The following is a 22,719-nucleotide window of genomic DNA, read 5'->3' as shown; positions in this document are numbered from 1 at the left end:
GATTCTTAGTATTCATTAGGATGTCTTCATGAATCTTGAGCACCTGAAGGCCCTGATGGCTGTCATCGACGAAGGAACGTTCGAGGCAGCGGCCGATCTGCTCCGGATCACGCCGTCCGCCGTGAGCCAGCGGATCAAGGCACTGGAAGCGTCGGTAGGCCAGGTCCTGGTCCGCCGAAGGCTGCCCTGCACGGCCACCGACGCCGGCGCGCTGCTGCTGCGGATGGCCCGCCAGGTGCAGGTGCTGGAAGCGGAGACGGCGGCGGCACTGGGCGCAGGGTCGCCGGCCCGGGCCCAGCTGCCGGTGGCCGTCAACGCGGACTCACTGGCCACGTGGTTCGTCCCCGTCCTGCATCAGGCCGCCCCGTGGGAGGACTCAGCCCTCGATCTCCACGTTGAGGACCAGGGCTACAGCAGCCAGCTGCTCCGCGAGGGCGAGGTCATGGGAGCGGTGACGTCGGACCCTGTCCCGGTGAGCGGGTGCAGGGTGGAACTGCTGGGCTCCATGCGGTACGTTCCGGTGGCCACCCCCGGGCTGCGCCGGCGGTTTTCCGTGTCCGGCGGCGTGGATTGGGCGGCAATGCCGGTCCTGAAATTCAACACGAAAGACAACCTGCAGGAGCAGCTGCTTACGGCCAGGAGCCTGCGGCAGCTTCCTCCAACGCACACGGTCCCTTCGTCCCAGGGATTCCTCGCGGCAGTCAAAGCCGGTTTGGGCTGGGGGATGATTCCGGAGCTCCAGCTCACGGACGAGCTGGAGTCCGGCGCCCTGGTGCGGCTCGAGGACGGCCCCCACCAGGACGTGGCCCTGTACTGGCAGGCCTGGACCCTGGACTCGGAACGGCTCAACCGGATGACCGGAGCAGTCCGCGCGGCCGCCAAAGACCGGCTGCTGCCAGGAGATGCGCCGGAGGCTAGCGGCCCAAGTAGGGCAGGATATAGACGGCAAAAATGACGAAGGCCGCCAGCAGGGCAAGCTTCCCTCCACTGGTGCCGCCATGCTGCTGCGCTTTGCCGTTCCTGCCGCGGCGCGCCGATCCCGCCGACGCCCCGGTCCGCGTTCCGGCCGGCGCTCCCGCCCTGTGCCCTGTGGGTTGTCCTGCCTTCGTTCCGCCCGGGGGGAGGGCCCGCCCTGCGGGGTGCCGGGATGCACTTTGGCTGCGGCCCGTTTCGTCCGGGGAGCCGGGCTTCCCGCGGGGAGTTGCTGCGGGGCCGGCCGGGGGCAATGCTCCCGCCGGGCGCACCACGGTTCCCGGCCGTACGCTGCGAAAAGCGGTGATGCCTGGTTCCTGTTCATGGGTGAGCTGCTGGCCCAGGTGCGCGTACAGGCCCACCACTGTTTGCTGGTCGAGCACGGCCGGCAGCGCTTCGATGGCTCCCACCACCCGCTGGGAACCGGCCACGGCAACGTCGGATTCAGTCACCCCGAAAAGGTCGGGCTGCGCGGACATGCAGATGAGTGGACGCACCAGGCGCCGGTGCGGCGGAGTCAGCACCGAGGCCACGGCAGCACACTGGGCCAGGGCCCCTTCCACTGCCTGGGTCCGCGCAAAGCGGCCCTGCCACAGCACCCCGGAAGCCACCCGCACCTCACCGGTCCAGTTCTTCGAGTCGATCACCACCACGCCGCCGGGGCCCACCAGGACGTGGTCAAGGTTCGCTTTGGGCCGGCCGGGCCAGTGGACATCGTGGAGGACGTACCAGCCGCGCGGGACCAGTTCGCTGAGCTTGTCGGCCACCACCCGCTCCCCTGCGGCGCCGGCGTCCCACGCCTTCGTGGAACGTTCGGCCTGGTCGAGTTGGCGCTTCAGCCTCGCAACGCGCTCGGCAGCCAGCCTGGACTGCTCCGCTGCCCCGTCTCCTGCCCCCATTGGACGTCCCCGTTTCCTAGCCGGACAGGACTCCGGCGGCGGCCCGCCGTCGTCCGTTCCTTTCCCTTGTTTCCTGGAATTTTTTGAAAGGTAGCAGGGCGTCAAAGGGCCGGTATATAGGTACTTTCCGGGCCGGGTACTCAGGTGGACTACTTGGTTTGACGAGCACATTGCGCGTCACAGGGTCCGGATTATGGGCGGGTCGTTTGGACTCCTGCCAGGTTCTGGCATGCTGGAGCCATGGCTAGCCGCGCGGGTACAGTTGCCCAACCCCAGGACCTTGTTGACATCACTGCGCTTCTTGACGCGTATTACGACGTTGCGCCGGACCTGGGTGATCCCGGCCAGCGCGTCGTCTTTGGCACCTCCGGGCACCGGGGCTCCAGCCTCAAGGCCTCGTTCAATGAACAGCACATCGTTGCCATCACGCAGGCAATCGTGGAATACCGGGCTGCGCAGGGCGTCACCGGCCCGCTGTTCCTGGCCAAGGACACCCACGCACTGAGCGAGCCCGCGCAGAACTCCGCGCTGGAGGTGCTCGCCGCGAACGGCGTCCAGGTCCTCGTCGACGCCAGGCACGGGTACACCCCCACCCCGGCGCTGAGCCACGCCATCCTGACGTACAACCGGAAAGCCGCACCGGGCGCCCCGCAGGCCGACGGCATCGTGGTGACCCCCAGCCACAACCCGCCCGGCGACGGCGGCTTCAAGTACAACCCCCCGCACGGCGGCCCGGCGGACTCGGATGCCACCGGCTGGATCGCCAACCGCGCCAACGAGCTGCTGGAGAACGGGCTGCGCGGCGTGAAGCGGATCCCGCTGGCGGACGCCCAGGCCGCAGACACCACCGGCAAGTTCGACTTCCTGAGCAGCTACGTGGACGATCTTCCGTCCGTCCTGAACCTGGACGCCATCCGCAATGCCGAGGTCCGGATCGGTGCCGATCCCATGGGCGGCGCGTCCGTGGACTACTGGGGCGAGATCGGCGAGCGCCACCACCTGGACCTGACCGTGGTGAACCCCACGGTGGACCCGCAGTGGGCCTTCATGACCCTGGACTGGGACGAGAAGATCCGCATGGACTGCTCCTCGCCGTCGGCCATGGCGTCGCTGATCCAGCGGATGTCCGACGCCGCCGCCTCCGGCCAGCCTGCATTCGACGTGGCCACGGGCAACGACGCCGACGCCGACCGCCATGGCATCGTCACCCCGGACGGCGGGCTGATGAACCCCAACCACTACCTGGCCGTCGCCATCGACTACCTCTACCGCAACCGCAGCGGCTGGAACCCCGCCTCGGTGATCGGCAAGACGCTGGTGTCCTCCTCCATCATCGACCGCGTGGCCGAGAGCCTGGGCCGCAAGCTCGTTGAGGTGCCCGTTGGCTTCAAGTGGTTCGTTCCCGGCCTGCTCTCGGGTGAAGGGGCGTTCGGTGGCGAGGAATCCGCCGGTGCCTCCTTCAACAAGCTGGACGGCAGCGTCTGGACCACGGACAAGGACGGCATCCTGCTGGCACTGCTGGCCTCGGAGATCACCGCGGTCACCGGCAGCTCCCCGTCCCAGCTGTACAAGGGGCTGACGGACCAGTTCGGCGCCCCCGTCTACGCCCGGATCGACGCCGCCGCCACCCGCGAGCAGAAGGCTGCACTCGGCAAGCTGTCGCCGTCGGACGTTACCGCCACGGAACTGGCGGGCGAGACGATCACCGCCAAGCTCACCGAGGCGCCAGGGAACGGCGCGCCCATCGGCGGCCTGAAGGTGGTCACCGAAAACGCCTGGTTCGCGGCGCGCCCGTCCGGCACGGAGGACGTGTACAAGATCTACGCCGAGTCCTTCAAGGGCGAGGAACACCTGAAGCAGGTGCAGGCGGAGGCCAAGGCGCTGGTGGACAGCGTCATCGCCTAGTACTGCGAAGGTTCCTGGCTCCACAACCGGAGGATGCGCCTGATGGCGTGGTCGCCGCCGGGCGCCATGTCCACCAAAGCCACGCGGTCAAGCACGACGGCGTCGCCCCGGTGGAGGCGCTTGGCGTCCGGGCCTGGGGTGGCCTGGTGGGAGACGTGCGGCCGGTAGCCGGACAACGTGTGGCGCGGCGTGAGGATCCTGCCGCCCGCGTCCACCACCACCTGCACCAGCCGCTCATGCAGCTCCTGCAGGGCGGGGTGCGGCTCCACCAGGTTGACGGGGACGGACCCGTTGCGGCCAAAGGCGGCGTCCTCCCCCACGGTCAGCTCCGCGCCAAGCGCTGCGTTGGCCGGCCCATCTGCAAGCGCGGCGATGCTTTGGGCGGCGTCGGCACCGTCCGTGGCGGCGGCGTCGAACCTCACCAGGGTGACGTGCAGCGGCCACTCCGTCCGCAGAAAAACCTGGCCGTCCGCCACCGGTTCCACGAAGGCCACAAAAATGAGGTTCCGCATCGGCATACGCCCAGTCTCCCACCGGCCGACCTCCACGCCTCTGAACGCCCCATCACATCCCGCCCAAAAAACCCAAACGCCCCATCACCAGGTGATGGGGCGTTTGGAGAAAAGACGCAGGAAGTGATGGGGCGTCAGACGGTGCGGACAGCCTCGTCGTAGGAGAATTTGGGCTTTGCCTCGCCCCAGGCGTCCTCGCCCGGCTGGCCGATGTTGACCACCAGGAAGCTCTTCTGGTCGCCGGCCGGGAAGAAGGCGGCGTCGATGGCGTTGAAGTCAGCGCCGGTCATGGGGCCGGCGGCGAAACCGAGCGAACGGACGGCCAGGATGAAGTAGCCGGCCTGCAGGTGGGCATTGTTGTTGCCCGTGGCTGCGGCGAGCTGCGGGTCGGCGTCGTACATGGCCTTGGGGGCGTTGTAGCCGGGGAGGAAGTCGTCCCACTTGCCGGCCCAGTCGGTGTCGTAGCTGAGGATGGCCACCAGCGGGGCGGAAGCCGTCTTGGCCTGGTTGCCGCGGGACAGGGCATCCACCAGGGTGGCGCGGGCCTCGGGCGAGCGGACATAGGTGACGCGCAGCGGCTGGGAGTTGAACGCGGTGGGGCCGAACTTGGTGAGCTCGTAGATGGCCTGGGCCTGCTCCTCGGTCACCTCGCCGGTGAAGGAGTTGGCGGTGCGGGCCTGGGCGAAGATGGCGTCCACGGCTGCCGAATCGATAACCGCTTCTTCGTGGGCAATGGTCATTGGCTTACCTTTCGCTGCGCCGCCCGCCTGCCGGGGTGGCCTCTGATGCTTTCCATAGTTGCAACTTCAACTGCTTTCCTCCTCTTCCCGTGACGCCGGGTGACCTTGGCCACAGCGGGCCCGCACAAACACTTGGCGGTATTCTGGAGCGAGTTGATCTTCGCCCCCTCGCGGCACCCCCTGAAAGGCTTTCCTTCCCATGAGCATGCTCGGAATCAAATGGAAGCTGCACGGCACCGGCAAAACCATCAAGCCCGGCCAGGTGGTGGCCCCGGATGAGCGGCTGGCGTGGCCCCTGACCATCGGCGTGGGCATGCAGCACGTGGTGGCCATGTTCGGCGCCACCTTCCTGGTTCCCATCATCACCGGGATGCCGCCCGCCACCACGCTGTTCTTTTCGGGGATCGGCACGCTGCTGTTCCTGGTGGTCACCAAGGGCCGGGTGCCCAGCTACCTGGGTTCAAGCTTTGCCTTCATTGCACCCATCACCGCCTCGCAGGCGCAGTTCGGCATCCCCGGCGCCCTGGGCGGCGTGGTGCTTGCCGGCGTCACCCTGGCCCTGGTGGGGGCCGTGGTGCAGAAGTTCGGCGCCGGCTGGATCAACCGGTTGATGCCGCCCATCGTCACGGGTGCCATCGTGGCACTGATCGGCCTGAACCTTGCCCCCGCCGCCAAGCAGAACTTCGACGCCGCCCCGATTACGGCCCTCATCACACTGGTTACCATCATCCTGGTCAGCGTCCTGTTCCGCGGAATCCTGGGCCGGCTCAGCATCCTGGTTGGCGTTGTGGTGGGCTACCTGGTGGCCATGCTCCGCGGCGAGGTGAAGTACGACAAGATGGACGCCGCAGCCTGGGTTGGGCTGCCGCATTTCCAGACCCCCGAGTTCCACATCGGCGTTTTGGGCCTGTTCGTCCCGGTGGTCCTGGTGCTGGTGGCAGAGAACATCGGCCACGTGAAGTCCGTTGCCGCCATGACAGGACAGAACCTCGACGGCGTCTCCGGACGCGCGCTGATGGCAGATGGTGCTGCCACCGTGCTGGCCGGCCTGGGCGGCGGATCGGGCACCACCACGTACGCGGAGAACATCGGCGTCATGGCGGCCACCAAGGTGTATTCGACGGCGGCCTACTGGGTGGCGGGCATGTTCGCCATCCTGCTCAGCTTCTCGCCGAAGTTCGGCGAACTGATCGCCACCGTCCCGGCAGGCGTGCTGGGCGGCGCCGCCACGATGCTGTACGGCATGATCGGCATCCTGGGCGTGAAGATCTGGGTCCAGAACAAGGTGAACTTCTCCAACCCGGTCAACCTGACCACTGCCGCAGTGGCCCTGATCATCGGCATCGCGGACTACACCTGGACCATTGGCGACCTGAAGTTCACCGGCATCGCCCTGGGTTCTGCTGCCGCCCTGGTGATCTACCACGGCATGAAGGCCGTCGCGAAGGCGCGCGGAACGGTGGCCGAACCCGAAACCGAGCAGGGCGTACTGCCTCCGGCAGCGAAGGCCGCGATGAAGGCCGCGGCCAAGCGCTCCCCCAGGAAGCGCTAAGCCACCCTGCCGGTTTCCACCCCGGGGTCCACTCCAGGCTGTCCGTCATAACCCGGTCCGGAGGTCCTGGCCGCGGGATGTCCGGGCGGGAAGGGACCGGGACGGCCAAGGCCAAACACCGGGACCGGCTGCGGCCGCTTGGCCGCCAACCCGCTGACCTGGTGGGGCCGCATCCGCTTCAGCACCCACGGCACAAAGTACTGCTTGGCCCAGACCAGGTCTTCGGCCCGGGCCTGCGTCCAGCCGTGCGCGGGAAGCGGCCGCGGCTGCAGCGGCCTGAGCGTATGCGGTACGCCCAAGGCGTTGAGGGTGGCCACCGCTACCGAATGGTGGCCCAGCGGGGACAGGTGCAGCCGGTCCGGGTCCCACATCAGAGCATGCTGCAGCTCCGGCAGGCACCAAAGGTCAACCATGATGGCGTGGTGCCGGGCCCCGATCCTGTGGAGGTGTTCGTTGTAGACCGCCACGCGGCCGCGGATCTTGCCGAAGACCGGCGTGTTCCCCCAATCGGGACCTGCATACAGCAGGATGGTGGCGCCCGTGTCAGCCAGGATACCCACGGCCTCGTCGATCTTTTCCGCCAGCTTGTCCGGGTCGCCGTGGCGGAACACGATGTCGTTGCCACCGCCGGACATGGCAATCAGGTCGGGCTTCAACGCCAGGGCCGGTGCCAGCTGCCCGTCGAGGATTTGCCGCAGCAGCATGCCGCGGATGGCCAGATTGGCATAGGCGAAGTCCGGCTGGCTGTCCGCCAGTTCCTCCGCCACGCGGTCAGCCCAGCCCCGGAGGCCGCCCAGGCTGTGCGGCTCGGGATCGCCGATCCCTTCGGTGTAAGAGTCCCCCAGGGCGACGAACCGGTGCCAGGGGTGCCTGCCCGGTCCTTCCGTGATGGAGCGCAGTTCCTGTTTCCCGATAGTCATGCCGTCCTCCCTTCCGCAGCAGGCGGGGGTTCCGTCCCCGCCGCAGCGTCCTTGCGGGCCGACCTTCCGGTTGGAAAGTCCCGCCCCGCCGGCGACGGCCGCGGGAGCTCCGCCACGCCGTCGTACGTTTCCTGCCGCAGCCCCGACGGCTGCCCAACCCCGAGGTCCATCCCTGCGGGGGCCACAACGTTCAATGCCACGTCCCGGAGATCCAGCTCGTGGTGCAGCGCCTGCGTCTGCAGGAACCGCAGCGCACCCTCCCGGGTGAGTCCGTATTCGTTCATCAGGCTGCGCACGGCGAGGTCCACCAGGACCAGGGAGCTTTGGACGACGGCGAGACCCGCCGTCGTTTCCGCGCGTTCGGCCACCCGGACCACAACATGCATGGCCCGCGCCACCTCACGGGCATAGCTTTGGCTGCGCACCAGGTCATCGCTGGTGAAGGCGTGCGGGAAAGGCGCGTAAAGATTGATGGCGGCACTGGTCCCGCCTTCGGTGAGGATGGGGACGGAGAGCAGGGACTGCACCCCATGGGCCGCGGCAGCGCTGGAATACCCCGGCCAGCGGCGGTCCCGGCTCAGGTCCGACACCAGGACGAATTCTGCGGTGCGCATGGCTTCCATGACCGGCCCGTCAGCGAACGAGCATTGCTCCCGGTCCGCTTCGCGTGCCTGCTCCGTACTGGCTGCGATGGTCCGCGCCGTGCCCAGGCGGAAGAGGGTGGCCGCCCAGCTGATGCTGCGGCGCTCACCTTTGATACCCGCCATGAAGTCGCGGGTGACGTCCCGGAGGTAGTCTTCAACGTCCTTGCTGTCGAAAACCGGCTCCGGGGTAACTGGAAGCGGTCCCCAGCCAACCTGCCCCGTGGGTTCAGCGGCCATGCTCCAGCCCTGCTATCAGCGCACCGGGCCCACTGCAAAACCTTGCTCTAAGAATACGACCGCTGGCCGCCATAGTGGGCAAAGTTGGCGAAACAAGGGGGTTTCGTCTGGTTGGGGACGGACGGCACGCCGGCGTCCCCTCCACCGGCTCCGCTGAGCAGTAGCATCGGGAGAGGGAACGCCGAATACTCCCTGTTGCCCTGGGTACGTTTCCTTGGGCAAGGGGTCTTGGAGCATCCATGCCAGCACGGAAACGAGCAATGGAAAGAGGAGCTTATGCCTGAGCCGGGCACCAGCGGGAACACTTCGGAAGCGGATGCAGCCGCCCCCATCGGGGAAGTGGAAGCGGGCGCTGCGGAGCCGTCAACGGAACTGGACGTCAATTTCGACGAGCAGTTCTTCGCGGCCAGGCCAAAGGCGCTGCGGCCCATCGCGCGCCGGCGCCAGTTCGTCGGCAGCAGGCCGTCCTTTGAGTTCGACGGGCGGAACGCGGCGTACGTGGACTGGCTCCGCAACCAGGCGATGCTCGGGGACGCGAACACGCTGGCCCGGCAGCTGTCCGGCCAGGCCAGCATGTGGCAGAACTCGTACGCCCATCCCAACCCGCGGGCCGCCGTCGAACGCGCCTCCGTGTGGTTCACCGCCTACCCGCTGTCCTTCATCACCCCGTCCGGCCAGTCATTCCTTTCGGCGCTGGGCGATCCGGCCATGTGGAAGGCGTTCCGCGAAATCGGTATCCGCGGAATCCACACCGGGCCCGTGAAGCTCGCCGGCGGCATCAGCGGCTGGTCCCACACGCCCAGCGTGGACGGGCACTTCGACCGCATCAGCATGGCGATCGACCCTGTTTTCGGCACCGAGGATGAGTTCCGGCGGATGTGCGAGGTGGCCGCCGAGCACGACGGCACCGTCATCGACGACATCGTCCCGGGCCACACCGGCAAGGGCGCGGACTTCCGCCTGGCCGAAATGAACTTCCGGGACTACCCCGGCATCTACCACATGATCGATATTCCGGAGGAGGACTGGAACCTGCTCCCGGACGTCCCGGAGGGGGCGGACTCGGTCAACCTCAGCCCCGACTCCGAGCAGGCGCTGCAGAAGGCCGGCTACATCATCGGCAGGCTGCAGCGGGTCATCTTCTACGAACCCGGGGTGAAGGAAACCAACTGGAGCGCCACGCGGCCCATCGTGGATACCACCGGCAAGACCCGCCGCTGGGTCTACCTGCACTACTTCAAGGCCGGCCAGCCCTCCATCAACTGGCTGGACCCCACCTTCGCCGGAATGCGCCTGGTGGTGGGCGATGCCCTGCATTCGCTGGTGGACCTGGGCACGGGGGCGCTGCGCCTGGACGCCAACGGCTTCCTGGGCGTGGAGAAGAGCGCCGAAGAACAACCCGGCTGGTCCGAGGGGCACCCACTGTCCGAGGCAGCCAACCAGCTCATCGGCTCCATGATCCGGAAGGTGGGCGGGTTCTCCTTCCAGGAACTGAACCTGACCATCGACGACATCAAGGCAACCTCCGATGCCGGCCCCGACCTGTCCTACGACTTCATCACCCGGCCTGCGTACCACTACTCCCTGGTCACGGCCGACACCGAGTTCCTGCGGCTGACCCTCCGGCTATCGCTGGAAATCGGCGTGGACCAGGCGTCGCTGGTGCATGCCCTGCAGAACCATGACGAACTCACCTACGAGCTCCTGCACTTCGCCGCCGGGCACCGGGACGAGATGTTCGAGCTCAACGGCGAGGAACTCACCGGGGCGCAGCTGGCCGAACAGGTCCAGCAGACCCTGCGGGAACGGCTCACCGGCGAAAACGGGCCCTACAACGCCGTCTTCACCACCAACGGCATTGCCTGCACCTCGGTAAGCTTCATCATGGCCGCGCTGGGCATCAAGGACCCGTCCACCACCACCCCGGAGCAGGAAGCCCAGATCCGGGACGTCCACCTGCTCCTGGCCATGTACAACGCCCTGCAGCCGGGCGTCTTTGCCCTTTCCGGCTGGGACCTCACGGGCATCCTGGCCCTGGACCGGAGCAGCGTCCGCGAGCTCACCTCGCAGGGCGATACACGCTGGATCAACCGCGGCGCCCACGACCTCATGGGAACCAGTCCGGACGCCACCACCTCGTCCGCCGGGATGCCCCGGGCCCGCAGCCTGTACGGGCCGCTGCCCGAACAGCTCAAGGACCCCGACTCGTTCGCGCGCCGGCTGCAGCGGATCCTCGCCGTGCGGGAAGAGAACGGGATCGCCACCGGCACCCTGCTCGACGTCCCGGACGTTTCCAACCGCAGCGCACTGGTGCTGGTCAACCGGCTGAAGGACGGCAGCCTGCAGGTCACGGCGCTCAACTTCTCCGGGCAGGACATCGCCGGCAGCATCCAGTCCAACGAGCTGCCGTCCGGCGCCAACGTCAAGGATCTGTTCAGCGGCGAGACGGTGGGGCAGGTGGATGACCTGCACAGCTTCTTCCTGGAGCTGCCCGCGTACGGCGGCACGGCACTGATCCTGGCCGAAGCGCCCGAGCCGGAGGCGGAGGCGTAGAGCCCACGCCGGGTAGGCCGGGGATTCCCGGCTTTACCCGGCGATGGCGCCTGCCAGCGTGGCTTCGATGACGGCCGGCGAGAGGACGTACTGGGTGACCAGTTTGCTTGCGCCAAGGACCGCCGCCTGGCTCCCGGCGCGGGAGCCGTTGATGCGCAGGTGCGAGGTGGCCAGCGGCGGGGAGCGCCGGTACACCACCTCGCGGATGCCGGCCACCAGGTGCTCGCCCGTCTCGCCAACGCTGCCGCCCACCACAATCACGGACGGATTGAGCAGGTTCACCACGGTGGCCAGAACCTCGCCGATGTCCCGGCCGGCCTGGCGCAGCGCCTGGATGGCCTGCAGGTTGCCGTCGGCGGCGAGCCGGAGCACGTCCGAGCCCTTTGCCACGTCCAGTCCCTGGTCCCGGAGGGAGCGCACGACGGCGGGACCGGACGCCAGCGCCTCCAGGCACCCATAGTTTCCACAGGCACACAGGACATCCGCGCCGCGGGCCACCTGGACGTGGCCCAGGTCGCCTGCCGTGCCGTTGGCACCACGCTGCAGTTCCCCGTTGCTGATGATGCCGGAGCCGATGCCGGTGGCCACCTTCACGAAGAAGAAGTTGTTGTGTTCGGGCCAGTGCGCGGACTGCTCCCCCAGCGCCATGATGTTCACGTCATTGTCCACCAGCACGTGGACGGGCAGGGACCGCTGGACGTAGCTGACCACGTCGAACCCGTCCCAGCCCGGCATGATGGGCGGCTTGACGGGCTTGCCGGTGTCATGTTCCACGGGCCCGGGCAGCCCGATGCCGATCCCGGCCAGTTCCGCAACGGTCCGTCCGGTGGACGCCAGCAGTTCCTTGCCCTGCGCCACCACCTGGTCCAGCACGGCTTCCGGCCCGTCGGCCACCTGCTGCGCCAGCCGGTGTTCGGCCAGGATGTTTCCGCCGAGATCCGTCACCGCAACGATGACGTGCGTGGCGCCCACGTCCACGGCCAGCACCAGGCGGGCTGACGGGTTGAAGGCAAAGCGCGACGGCGGCCTGCCGCCGCTGGAGAGCGCCTCACCCGCGGGACCCACCAGGCCGGACAGCATCAGCGCATCGATCCGCGAGGCGACGGTTGAGCGGGCCAGACCCGTGCTCAGCGCAAGCTCGGCGCGGGTGCGGGCCCGGCCGTCACGAAGCAGCTGGAAGAGGTCCCCGGCGCGCGACAGGCTGCCGACATCGGACTCTTTTCCGGCCTGCTTACCTGTCACTGAAGTCATGTCTAAGTCATAACACTCTTACTTTCTGCTGTCACCAATCAGAAGAATGACGCGCAACAAACAACTTTTGCTTGACGTGCGTCAAAAGTAGTTCTACGTTGTGACTCAAGGCACATTCGCGGATCCGATGGTGAACATCAGCCGCACTGATTCCGGCACCGTAATCCGCTTACACCCCCAGAGTCCGCTTACAAAGAGGTAACTGACCTTGTCCCAGCAAGCAGCGTCCCAGCACGCAGCGCCGGCAGACCGGCCGCTCCTCGGCGTCGGCATCCTCGGCGCGGGGCCCGTCACGCAGGCCATCCACCTCCCGGCACTGGCCCGCCTCCAGAACATCCTGGAAGTACGGCACATCATGGATGTGGATGCCGCCGTGGCCTCGTCGGTGGCGGCCCGCGTTGGCGCCACGGCCGGCACCAGCATGGCTGCCCTGCTGGACGATCCCGCCGTGGACGTCGTGGCAATCTGCAGCCCCCACCAGTTCCACGCCGACCAGGTCATCGCCGCCTGCAGGGCCGGCAAGAAGGCCGTCCTCTGCGAAAAGCCTTTCGCCATGAACGCCGAGGAAGCCGCCCGCATCTCGGCCGTCAGCGCCGAAACCGGGGTGCCAATCGTCGTCGGGGCCATGCACACCTTCGACCCCGGCTGGCTCGCGGCCGAACAGAACTGGGGCGACCTTCCCGGGCAGGTCCACACCATCCGTTCCTCCATCGTCCTGCCGCCCAATGCCCGGTTCGAGGACTTCGCCACCGAGATCGTCACGCGGCCGGCCGCAGGCCGGCCCGACTACTCGGACCCGGACGTCATCAAGAGCGCACTCCGGGGCGGGATCATGGGCCTGGCCATCCACGACCTGCCGCTGGTCCGCCGGTTCACCCCGGACTTCACGGACCTCGAAGTCCTCCAGGTGTTCCACGTCCGCCCGTTCGGCTATGCCGTTTCGCTGCGCACCCCAACCCGCGTCATCGAACTGCGTGCCGTTATGAACGGCACCTGGAAGCCCGAGTGGACCTTCGAGGCCATCGGGGACGATGCGGCCCTTCACATCGACTTCACACCGTCGTATGTCCAGGCCGGCTCCGCAGTGGCCACCCTCACCCGCGGCAACGGCAGCGATACCCGCACGTTCGGCCCGTACGGCCACAACGGTTATGAGGGCGAATGGCGTGAACTTGCCGGGCTTGCCCGGGGAACCCGCCAGGCACCCGCCGCACAAACCCTGATCGACGACCTCACCTTTGCCCTCGCCATCGCCGACGCCACGGCAGCAAGCGCCGGGGCGGGGCATGCCGGTGCCGCGGGAAAAGCAGGAGTTACGCCATGAGCGGCCAGTACACGGTCTCGGCATCACCCGCCGCGCGGGAAGAGGGCGCGGTTACCCAAACGGTGGCCTCACTGCCTGCAACCTTCGGCCCGGCTCCGGAGAGCCGGCAGGGCACCGCCGACGTCCTGGTGGTCGCAGGCGGACCCGGCTGGACCACCGAAGCCCTTCACGCCGTTGCCGCCGGCGCCCGCGGCGTTGTGGTGGCCAACCCGGCACCCGAGGACACCACGGAACTGGCCGCCGCCGTTGACGCCGCAGGAACCGCCGTCGTCCTGGACCTCCGCTGGGCCTCCAACCCCGCCCTGGTGGCGGAAGGCAGCACCCCGGACGCCCGCGACGCAGTGCGCAGTGCCCTGGGCAGCGCGTCCCTGCTGGACAGCGTTGCGACGGCGGCCCCCGGCACCGACCCGCAGCGGCTCCTGGGCGAACACCTCGCCGCGCTGCTGGCCGTCAGCGGACCGCTCGACGGCGTAAGCCTCCTCCGCAGCGACGCCACGGGATACACGGTGGCCGGCAGGCTGGCCAACGGCGCGCCCTTCACCGCCCAGGGCGTGCTGACCGCTGCCCGCCCGGCCGCCGTCGACATCCGCCTCTACACCGCCGACGGCGGGGTGTCCGTCCAGGTCCCGGATCCGGACGCCGCCTGGCCGGCCGAAGTCCGGGTCACCGGAGCCCATGGCGAACTCTTGCTTCCCACGCTTTACGAATCCGCCCACCGGTCAGCGTGGCGGCGCCTGAAGGACCATCTTGGCGCCGGCACCCGGCCGGACGATCTGGCCGGGTTCGCCCGGCTGACCGACCTCTACGCAACCCTCGCTGCCACGTAACCAGACCCACCGATACGCAACCTGAACAGCAGTCCAGTCCCACCTCCACTCTCGACGATGAGCAGGACCGCACCAACGGCGCACTGCGCCGGCCGGTCCCGAAAGGACACATCATGAACGCAACTTCCGAACAGCGCCGCCCCTTCTCCCGGCGCGGTTTCCTGGGCCTGACGGCTGCCGCCGCCGCAGCACCCCTCCTCGCCGCCTGCGGCGGCGGCTCGGCATCGCAGGGCGGCGGAGGCGGCGCGGGCGGAACGGTCAAGTTCTGGGACATGCCGTGGGCAACGCCCGCCTACAACGACGCCGCCAAGGGCATCGCGGAAGGTTTCTCCGGAGCCAACGGCGCCAAGGCCTCGTACCAGATCATCCAGTGGAACAACTTCTACCAGACCTTCTCCTCCGCGATCGCCTCGAAGACGGGCCCGGCTGTCTCCACCGGCGGCGGCTTCCAAGCCTTCCAGTTCGAGCAGCAGGGCCAGATCGCGTACGCGGACAAGGTGATCGAGAAGCTGAAGGCCAATGGCCAGTTCAACGACTTCCTGCCCGGCGTGCTGGACCCCTTCAAGTCGGACAAGGGCTACGTGGCGGTCCCGTGGCAGCTGGACATGCGCGTCTTCTGGTACCGCAAGTCGCTGTTCGAGAAGGCAAACGTTGCCCTCCCCACGGACTGGCCGTCCCTGCTGGAAGCAGGCAAGGCCCTGAAGAAGGTGGGCGCATTCGGCTTCACCACCGGCGCAGGCGCGGGCAACAACTACGCCAACCACTCCATGATCATGATGATGGTCAACAACGGCGGCGGTGTCTGGAACAAGGACGGCGAGCTGGACCTGATGAACGACCGCAACGTGGAGGCCATGGAGTTCGTCCTGGAACTCGTGTCCAACGGCATCGTCGACCCCGCCGCGGTCAGCTACACCACGGACAACATGTCCGCCCAATGGAAGGACGGCAAGGCAGGCTACGGCCTGTTCCAGGTCAACGTTCCGCAGCGTGTGGGCGATACCTCGGGCGACCTGCTGGTGGCTGACCCCATCAAGGGTCCGCACGGCGACAAGGCAACGATCGTCTTCCCGAACAACATCATGATGTACACCAACACCCCGTCGCAGGAAGCCTCGGAGGAGTTCCTGGTGTACTACCTGGGCCAGCTCAAGCAGCTGTGGCAGAAGAAGCTGATGTCCGCCCTGCCGGTCTTCAAGTCGATCACGGAGATCCCCGAGTTCGCCAACGACCCCAACAACGTCAAGATCGTCAAGGACTGGCAGCCCATTGCCAAGACCTTCGCCGCCCAAGGCAGCCGGCTCAATGCGAACCTGGCGGCCCTCGACGGCGGCCAGGCACTGAACCAGTTCAGCCAGACCATCATCACCGGCAAGGCCGACGCCAAGACTGCCCTGCAGACTTTCCAGTCCGGCCTCGAGTCGGTCCTGAAGAAGTAGGACCGAGCGCCCATGTCCAGCACTACCACCCAGTCCGGCCTGTCACGGGCCCGCCGGGGACTCGCCCCCGGCGGGTCTGGGTCCGCCCCCGGTAAACGCAGGAGCAAGCTCTCCGCGCAGGCCACCAAGACGTTCTTCTGGCTCCTGCTTCCCTCCGTGGTCCTGCTTGTCCTGATCCACGGCTACCCGCTGATCTACGCCGCCGTCCAGGCCACGCATGACGGGGACCTGCTCCAGACCGGCAACTTCGTGGGCGCGCAGAACTTCGCCACCGTCCTCAGTTCGCCGGCGTTCTGGAAGGCCGCCCAGTTCACGCTCTGGTTCACCATTGTGGGCGTCTTCGGATCCTGGCTTGTAGGCCTGGGCCTCGCCCTGCTCCTGCGTACCAGGATTCCGGCCGGCAACACCTTCAAGGTCCTGCTCCTGCTGCCCTGGGTGGTGCCCGTCGTGGTGTCCTCCACCGCCTGGAACTGGCTGGTGGCCACCCCGGACAGCCTGGTTCCGTCCCTGTTCCGGAACCTGGGCCTGGGCACACCGCTCTTCCTGGCGGACCCCACCCTGGCCTCGGTCACGGTGATGGTGTTCAAGGTCTGGGTCAGCTTTCCCTTCATGATGATGATGATCTCCGCGGCCCTGGCCTCCGTGGACAGCACCGTCTACGAAGCGGCCAGCATGGACGGGGCCAGCCGCTGGCAGCAGTTCAGCCAGATCACCCTGCCCCTGATTGCCCGCTCCAACTACATCAGCTGGATCCTGATGACCATCTTCTGCGTCAACGACTTCCCCACCATCTACCTGCTCACCGGCGGCGGCCCGGTCAACGCCACCACCTCCCTGGTGGTCCTGGCGTACCGGACCGTGTTCCAGGACTTCGCCACCGGCCCCGGCGTGGCCATCGCCTTCCTCATGACCATGACCCTGGTGGTCATCTCGGTCATCCTGTACCGCCAGATCCGAAAGTCGAGCGTCGAATAATGAGCGCAGTACTCCACGCCCATCCCGAATCCGGCCCCACGCTCGGCGTCGATGCCGGCAAACGCCGCAGGGTCCTCTCCGAGGCGGGGCAGCGCGGCCGCTGGTGGCGGTTCGCCGCGATCCTCATCATCACGGGGATCGTGCTGGTGCCCATCATGGTCACCATCCTCCTGGCCTTCATGCCCGGACCGAACAGCACGGCCACCGGCCTGACCTTTGAAAACCTCGGCAACGTCTTCTCCAAGACCCTGGCCGCCACCTGGCTGAAGAACAGCCTGATCACCACCCTTTCCACGGTGGTGGTGTCCGTGGCGGTGGCCGCACCTGCCGGCTACGTCCTCTCCCGGGGCCGCAGCAAGGCAGTTTCCGGATATTCACTGCTCCTGTTCGTGATGCAGTCGCTGCCCATCATCACGTCCGTGGTGCCGCTGTTCATCCTGTTCGCCGGCATGGGCCTGGTGGACAACCTCCTGGGCCTGACCATCATCTACGTCGGCTCCACCATGACGGTTGCCACCTGGATGATGGCCGCCTACTTCGATTCCATCCCGATCAGCCTGGAGGAGGCGTCCTGGATCGATGGCTGCTCCGTTTTCGGCTCCTTCACCAAGGTGGTCCTGCGGAACTCCCTGCCCGGTGTCCTTTCCACCGCGATCTTCGCCTTCCTCCTGGCCTGGAACGACTACCTGGTGGCCATCGTGTTCCTGCGTTCGAATGAAATCTTCACCCTTGCCATGGGCGTGCAGTCCTTCTTCCAGCAGAATGCAACGGACTGGACCTCGGTCATGGCCCTGGCCGTGGTCATGATGCTCCCGCCCGTCATCGTCTTCGCCACCTTGAACAAGTACTTCAGCGTGGGCGGCATCGGCGGCTCGCTCGCCGGCCGCTGACCCCAACCCCAACGACCTCTACAGAACCGCTAAGGAAACCCATGTCCTACTCACTGCAGCTTTACACGCTCCGCAACGCCATTTCCGAGGATCTTCCGGGGACCATCAGGAAGGTGGCGGAGATCGGCTTCACCCAGGTTGAGCCGTACAACTTCGTGGCCACCGCCAAGGAACTCGGCGCCGCCCTGAAGGAGTACGGCCTCACCGCGCCGTCCGGCCACGCGCCCCTGATGAGCCAGGACCAGGACGAAATCTTCGCGGCGGCCAAGGAACTGGGCATCACCACCGTCATTGATCCTTTCCTTCCCGCCGAGCACTGGCAAAAGGCCGAAGACATCCAGGCCACCGCCGAAAAGCTCAACGCGGCCGCCAAAAAGGGTGCTGAATACGGCATCCGCGTGGGCTACCACAACCACGCCTGGGAACTGGAGTCCACCATCGAGGGCCGCACGGCCCTCGAGTACTTCACATCCCTGCTGGACCCGGAACTGGTCCTGGAGGTGGACACCTACTGGGCAGCCGTGGGCGGCCAGGACCCCGTGGAACTCCTGGCCAGGCTGGGCGACCGGGTGAAGTTCATCCACATCAAGGACGGCCCCCTGAACAAGGACAATAAGGCCCAGCAGCCCGCAGGCCAGGGCAAAGTGCCCGTCATGGAGGTCATCGCCGCAGCAAAGTCGCTGGAGGTGGGCGTGGTGGAGTTCGATGACTACGCCGGCGACATTTTCGATGGCATCGCCCAGAGCCTTGCCTTCCTGAACAGCGACACCGACAGCAACACCGCAGCCGAAGGAGCCAACGCGTGAGTACCCCCGCAAGCAAGCCGGCCCGCACCGGGCCGGTGGGCGTCGGCGTCATCGGCGCCGGCGTGATCAGCAAGCAGTACCTGGACAACCTGACCGCGTTCCCGGACCTCAAGGTCCACGTGATCGCCGACCTCTTCGAGGAAGCCGCCGAGGCCCGGGCCAAGGAGTACGGCGTCCCGGAGTGGGGCGGCGTGGACAAGGCCCTGAACCACCCCGACGTCGAGATCATCGTCAACCTCACCATTCCCGCCGCCCACGTGGAGGTGGCCACCGCCGCCGTCAACGCCGGCAAGCACGTCTGGACGGAAAAGCCGTTCTCCCTGGACCGCGAATCCGGGCTGGGCCTGCTCAAGACCGCCGACGCCGCCGGGATCCGCCTTGGCTGCGCCCCGGACACCTTCCTCGGGGCCGGCATCCAGACGGCCCTGCGCCTGATCCAGCGCGGCGACATCGGCACGCCGCTGACGGCGATGACCACGTTCCAGACCCCCGGCCCGGAATCCTGGCACCCCAACCCCGCGTTCCTCTTCCAGCACGGCGCCGGCCCGCTGTTCGACATGGGCCCGTACTACCTCACCACCCTGGTCCAGGCCTTCGGCTCCATCCGCAAGGTGGCCGCCGTCGGGTCCAAGGCCAAGGATGTGCGCGTGATCGGTTCCGGGCCCAAAGCCGGCGAGGAGTTCACCGTCGAGGTGCCCACCCACGTCTCCGCGATGGCGCAGTTCGAATCCGGCGCCTCCTCGCACAGCGTCTTCTCCTTCGAGTCCCCCCGGACCCGGATGGGATTCGTGGAAATCACCGGGACCGAAGCCACCATCTCGCTGCCGGATCCCAACTACTTCACGGGCGACATCAAGCTCTGGCGCGCCGGCGACGAGGACTGGACCACCGTTCCGGCCACCGGGCCCGCCAACGGCCGCGGCATGGGCGTGCTGGACATGGCACGCTCGCTGCGGGCAGGAACAGCCCACAGGGCCACCGGCGAACTGGCGTACCACGTCCTGGACACCATGGTCTCGATCTCCGAGTCCATCGATGCGGGCACATTCGTGAACGTCGAAAGCTCGGCCCCGGTATCCCCCGCCCTCCCCGAGGACTGGGCACCGGAAACCGCCACCCTCTAAATCCAGCACGTAGTCCAGCCAGCAGGAAGCACGCAGGAACGCATCATGACCACACCCGCACACCCGTCCGAACCTTCGGCCTCCCAACCGGCTCCCCGCCCGCTTGGTGTAGCCGCGATCGGTTACGCCTTCATGGGCAAGGCCCACTCCAACGCGTGGCGGAACGTGGCCAGCTTCTTCGACGTCCCGGCCTTCGAGCAGAAGGTCCTCGTGGGCCGGGACGCCGGCGCCGTCGCCGAGGCGGCGGCCAAGTACGGCTGGGCAGAATCAGCCACCGACTGGCGCTCGGTGATCACCCGGGACGACATCGACATCGTCGACATCTGCGCCCCGGGGTGGATGCACGCCGAGATCGCCATCGCCGCCCTGGAAGCAGGCAAGCATGTCCTGGTGGAAAAACCCCTGGCAAACACCCTCGCGGAGGCCGAGCTCATGACCGCCGCCGCGGCCAAGGCCCGGGCCAAGGGCGTGCAGTCGATGATCGGCTTCAACTACCGGCGCGTCCCGGCACTGGCACTGGCGAAGGAGCTCATCGCCGAAGGCCGCCTGGGCACGGTCCGGCACGTCCGCGCCGCGTACCTGCAGGACTGGCTCGCCGACGCGCAGGCCCCCATGACCTGGCGGCTGCGGAAGGAAACCGCCGGATCCGGCGCGCTGGGGGACATCGCCAGCCACGCCATCGACCAGGTCCTGTTCCTCCTGGGCGACCAGGTCACCGAGGTCAGCGGCCGGCTGAACACCTTCGTGGGCCGCCGCCCCGGCACGGACGGCATCGAGGACGTCACGGTCGACGACGCCGCCTGGGCCACGCTGTCCCTCACCTCCGGGGCGGTCGCCTCAGTCGAGGTCTCCCGGGTGGCCACCGGCAGGAAGAACTCGCTGCAGATCGAGGTGTACGGGGACAAGGGCAGCCTCCTGTTCGACCTGGAAAACCTCAACGAACTCGGCTTCCTGGATGCCACCGTCCCGGTCCGCGAACAGGGCTTCCGCCGGATCCTGGTCAACGAGCCGGAGCACCCGTACCTGGACGCGTGGTGGCCGCAGGGCCATATCATCGGCTGGGAACACACCTTCACGCACCAGGTCCGCGACTTCCTGCTGGCCATCCGGGACGGAAACCAGCCCTCGCCGTCGTTCGAAGAAGGACTGAACGTCCAGTACGTCCTGGACGCTGTGGAGGAATCCGCTGCCAACAAGAGCACCCTCACCGTCGTCCGCCACTAGCACCCCCGTCTTCCAAGGAGCCCTGCATGCCCCGCCCGTTCACCCTGTTCACCGGCCAGTGGGCCGACCTGCCCTTCGAAGAAGTCGCCCGCCTGGCCTCCGGCTGGGGCTACGACGGCCTGGAAATCGCCGTCTCCGGCGACCACCTGGACGCCTGGCGCTGGGACGAACCCGGCTACGTCGAGTCCAAACTCGAAATCCTGGACAAGTACAACCTCAAGGTCTGGGCCATCTCCAACCACCTCAAAGGCCAGGCCGTCTGCGATGACCCCATCGACTTCCGCCACCAGGCCATCGTCGGCTCCAAAGTCTGGGGCGACGGCGACCCCGAAGGCGTCCGCCAACGCGCCGCCGAGGAAATGAAACACACAGCCCGGCTGGCCAAAGCCCTCGGCGTGGACACGGTCGTCGGGTTCACCGGCTCCTCCATCTGGCAATACGTGGCCATGTTCCCTCCCGTCCCGGAAAAAGTCATCGACGCCGGCTACCAGGACTTCGCCGACCGCTGGAACCCCATCCTGGACGTCTTCGACGAATGCGGCGTCCGCTTCGCCCACGAAGTCCACCCCTCCGAGATCGCCTACGACTACTGGACCACCGTCCGCACCCTCGAAGCGATCGGGCACCGGGCAGCGTTCGGCCTGAACTGGGATCCCTCGCACATGATGTGGCAGGGCATCGATCCCGTCTCCTTCATCTGGGACTTCAAGGACCGGATCTACCATGTGGACTGCAAGGACACCAAGATCCGCCAGACCGGCCGCAACACCGTCCTGGGCTCCCACCTGCCCTGGGGCGACCCCCGCCGCGGCTGGGACTTCGTCTCCGCCGGACGCGGTGACGTCCCCTGGGAAGCCTCCTTCCGCGCCCTCGCCGCCATCGGCTACACCGGGCCCATCAGCATCGAATGGGAGGACGCCGGCATGGACCGCCTGCACGGCGCCCCCGAAGCACTCACGGCCCTGAAAAAGTACGACTTCCCCGCCTCCCAAACCAGCTTCGACGCCGCCTTCAGCAGCAAGGACTAGGACGAACTGACGTGGTCCGCACCCTTCAACCAGGCCAGCGCTGCGAGGTGTGGACCGCGTCGGTCACCGGCGAATCCTCGCTGGTCTTCCGCACCGGGGACATGCTGCTCGAGGCGCCCAACTGGACCCTCGACGGCCGGGCGCTGATCCTTAACGGAAACGGGGAACTGTGGCGGCTCAACCTGGCGGCCGGTTCGCTGGAGCCCCTCCCGCTGACCGGCGCCCCGGACCTCAACAATGACCACGTCCTGGACCCTGACGGCAGCAGCATCTTCCTCTCGGGCGAGGACGGCCACATCTACCGCGCACCACTGGCAGGCGGGCGGGCCACCAGGATCACGGACGACGACGGATCCTTCCACTTCCTCCACGGCGTCAGTCCGGATGGGCGCAGGCTGGCGTACGTGGACATTGCGGCGGGAGACTTCACGCGGCCCGGCCGGCTGCGCACCATCCCCGCTGGCGGAGGCCCGCCCTGGGACGTGGAGGTGGGCGGGGGACACTGCGACGGGCCCGAGTATTCACCCGATGGCGACTGGCTGTACCTCAACACGGAGTCGTTCACCACGGCACCCGGCCATGCCCAGCTTGCCCGGGTCCGCCCGGACGGCAGCCAGTTCGAGCGGCTCGTCAGCAGTGACACCGTCGACTGGTTCCCGCACCTGTCCCCCGACGGGCGCCTGGCCAGCTATGTGCGCTTTCCCGCTGGAACCCGGGGCCACCCCGCAGACCTGCCGGTCGACGTCGTCCTTGTCTCCACCGGCGACTGGACCGCGCCGCTGCACACCTGGCCGCTGTTCGGCGGCCAGGGCACGCTCAACGTCAACAGCTGGGCGCCGGATTCGAAGCGGTTCGCGTATGTGGCCTACCCGCTGGACGCCGCGCAGGGCCACTAGG

20 protein-coding genes are annotated in these 22,719 nt (G+C 67.5%); 14 read left to right on the top strand and 6 right to left on the bottom strand.

Translation table 11 applies throughout. From position 1 onward, the window contains the following. Positions 1-28 precede the first annotated feature (28 nt). Entirely contained in the window at positions 29-955 is a 927-nt protein-coding gene (locus tag LDO14_RS01030) for a LysR family transcriptional regulator ArgP (protein ID WP_223993363.1), read from the top strand. Here the strand turns inward: LDO14_RS01030 and LDO14_RS01025 are convergent. Further along, complete coding sequence (locus LDO14_RS01025; RefSeq protein WP_056388444.1) at positions 915-1,871, bottom strand: nuclease-related domain-containing protein; 957 nt, start codon at positions 1,869-1,871, stop codon at positions 915-917. The two genes, LDO14_RS01030 and LDO14_RS01025, sit on opposite strands and share 41 nt — an antisense overlap. A gap of 240 nt (positions 1,872-2,111) precedes the next feature. Here LDO14_RS01025 and pgm point away from each other — a divergent pair, with 240 nt between their 5' ends. Further along, positions 2,112-3,776, top strand: coding sequence for a phosphoglucomutase (alpha-D-glucose-1,6-bisphosphate-dependent) (gene pgm, locus LDO14_RS01020; protein WP_223993362.1), 1,665 nt, complete (start codon positions 2,112-2,114; stop codon positions 3,774-3,776). On the opposite strand, the gene LDO14_RS01015 is transcribed toward pgm, so the two are convergent. Both LDO14_RS01015 and LDO14_RS01010 read right to left on the bottom strand, forming a co-directional pair. Next, complete coding sequence (locus LDO14_RS01015) at positions 3,773-4,288, bottom strand: 2'-5' RNA ligase family protein (protein ID WP_223995344.1); 516 nt, start codon at positions 4,286-4,288, stop codon at positions 3,773-3,775. The two genes, pgm and LDO14_RS01015, sit on opposite strands and share 4 nt — an antisense overlap. Before the next feature lie 134 nt (positions 4,289-4,422). Further along, positions 4,423-5,028: a malonic semialdehyde reductase gene (locus tag LDO14_RS01010; RefSeq protein ID WP_223993360.1), complete on the bottom strand. Its 606-nt coding sequence runs from the start codon at positions 5,026-5,028 to the stop codon at positions 4,423-4,425. 199 nt (positions 5,029-5,227) lie between these two features. Here LDO14_RS01010 and LDO14_RS01005 point away from each other — a divergent pair, with 199 nt between their 5' ends. Beyond that, complete coding sequence (locus LDO14_RS01005) at positions 5,228-6,580, top strand: solute carrier family 23 protein (protein ID WP_056388450.1); 1,353 nt, start codon at positions 5,228-5,230, stop codon at positions 6,578-6,580. Here LDO14_RS01005 and LDO14_RS01000 read toward each other — a convergent pair. Both LDO14_RS01000 and LDO14_RS00995 read right to left on the bottom strand, forming a co-directional pair. Continuing rightward, the gene (locus LDO14_RS01000) at positions 6,577-7,500 is read right to left on the bottom strand and encodes an SGNH/GDSL hydrolase family protein (RefSeq protein ID WP_018770295.1); all 924 of its coding nucleotides are present in this window, start codon (positions 7,498-7,500) and stop codon (positions 6,577-6,579) included. The two genes, LDO14_RS01005 and LDO14_RS01000, sit on opposite strands and share 4 nt — an antisense overlap. Continuing rightward, on the bottom strand, positions 7,497-8,381 hold the full coding sequence (locus LDO14_RS00995; RefSeq protein WP_018770296.1) for a GAF domain-containing protein: 885 nt from the start codon (positions 8,379-8,381) through the stop codon (positions 7,497-7,499). The genes LDO14_RS01000 and LDO14_RS00995 overlap by 4 nt, the downstream gene beginning before the upstream one ends. Positions 8,382-8,657: 276 nt before the next feature. On the opposite strand from LDO14_RS00995, the gene treS reads away from it, so the two are divergent. Continuing rightward, the gene (gene treS, locus LDO14_RS00990; protein ID WP_056388456.1) at positions 8,658-10,934 is read left to right on the top strand and encodes a maltose alpha-D-glucosyltransferase; all 2,277 of its coding nucleotides are present in this window, start codon (positions 8,658-8,660) and stop codon (positions 10,932-10,934) included. Between the two features lie 33 nt (positions 10,935-10,967). On the opposite strand, the gene LDO14_RS00985 is transcribed toward treS, so the two are convergent. Then, positions 10,968-12,185: an ROK family transcriptional regulator gene (locus tag LDO14_RS00985; protein ID WP_018770298.1), complete on the bottom strand. Its 1,218-nt coding sequence runs from the start codon at positions 12,183-12,185 to the stop codon at positions 10,968-10,970. Positions 12,186-12,393: 208 nt separating this feature from the next. On the opposite strand from LDO14_RS00985, the gene LDO14_RS00980 reads away from it, so the two are divergent. The 10 genes from LDO14_RS00980 to LDO14_RS00935 all read left to right on the top strand — a co-directional run bounded on the left by LDO14_RS00980 (position 12,394) and on the right by LDO14_RS00935 (position 22,718). Then, positions 12,394-13,509 (top strand): Gfo/Idh/MocA family oxidoreductase, encoded by a 1,116-nt coding sequence (locus LDO14_RS00980; RefSeq protein ID WP_223993357.1) that lies wholly within the window; start codon positions 12,394-12,396, stop codon positions 13,507-13,509. Further along, positions 13,506-14,336 carry a hypothetical protein gene (locus LDO14_RS00975; RefSeq protein WP_144601006.1) on the top strand — a complete coding sequence of 277 codons (831 nt, stop codon included), beginning with the start codon at positions 13,506-13,508 and terminating at the stop codon, positions 14,334-14,336. The genes LDO14_RS00980 and LDO14_RS00975 overlap by 4 nt, the downstream gene beginning before the upstream one ends. A gap of 113 nt (positions 14,337-14,449) precedes the next feature. Beyond that, on the top strand, positions 14,450-15,775 hold the full coding sequence (locus LDO14_RS00970) for an extracellular solute-binding protein (protein ID WP_018770301.1): 1,326 nt from the start codon (positions 14,450-14,452) through the stop codon (positions 15,773-15,775). A gap of 12 nt (positions 15,776-15,787) precedes the next feature. After that, positions 15,788-16,750, top strand: a complete 963-nt coding sequence (locus LDO14_RS00965; RefSeq protein ID WP_223993356.1) for a sugar ABC transporter permease — start codon at positions 15,788-15,790, stop codon at positions 16,748-16,750. Continuing rightward, a complete protein-coding gene (locus LDO14_RS00960) occupies positions 16,750-17,640 on the top strand; it encodes a carbohydrate ABC transporter permease (RefSeq protein WP_223993355.1) in 891 nt (296 codons plus the stop codon). The genes LDO14_RS00965 and LDO14_RS00960 overlap by 1 nt, the downstream gene beginning before the upstream one ends. A 41-nt stretch (positions 17,641-17,681) precedes the next feature. Continuing rightward, positions 17,682-18,446: a sugar phosphate isomerase/epimerase gene (locus LDO14_RS00955; RefSeq protein ID WP_223993354.1), complete on the top strand. Its 765-nt coding sequence runs from the start codon at positions 17,682-17,684 to the stop codon at positions 18,444-18,446. After that, on the top strand, positions 18,443-19,570 hold the full coding sequence (locus tag LDO14_RS00950; RefSeq protein WP_018770305.1) for a Gfo/Idh/MocA family oxidoreductase: 1,128 nt from the start codon (positions 18,443-18,445) through the stop codon (positions 19,568-19,570). Before LDO14_RS00955 ends, LDO14_RS00950 begins: the two co-directional genes overlap by 4 nt. Before the next feature lie 45 nt (positions 19,571-19,615). Then, the gene (locus tag LDO14_RS00945; RefSeq protein ID WP_223993353.1) at positions 19,616-20,794 is read left to right on the top strand and encodes a Gfo/Idh/MocA family oxidoreductase; all 1,179 of its coding nucleotides are present in this window, start codon (positions 19,616-19,618) and stop codon (positions 20,792-20,794) included. Positions 20,795-20,820: 26 nt separating this feature from the next. Then, the gene (locus LDO14_RS00940) at positions 20,821-21,822 is read left to right on the top strand and encodes a sugar phosphate isomerase/epimerase (protein WP_223993352.1); all 1,002 of its coding nucleotides are present in this window, start codon (positions 20,821-20,823) and stop codon (positions 21,820-21,822) included. Positions 21,823-21,833: 11 nt separating this feature from the next. Next, on the top strand, positions 21,834-22,718 hold the full coding sequence (locus tag LDO14_RS00935) for a biopolymer transporter Tol (protein ID WP_223993350.1): 885 nt from the start codon (positions 21,834-21,836) through the stop codon (positions 22,716-22,718). The last annotated feature ends 1 nt before the right edge of the window (position 22,719 follow it).

It is taken from the genome of Arthrobacter sp. NicSoilB11 (assembly GCF_019977375.1).
Classification (GTDB): Bacteria; Actinomycetota; Actinomycetes; order Actinomycetales; family Micrococcaceae; genus Arthrobacter.
This window is presented reverse-complemented; position numbering and strand designations above follow the sequence as displayed.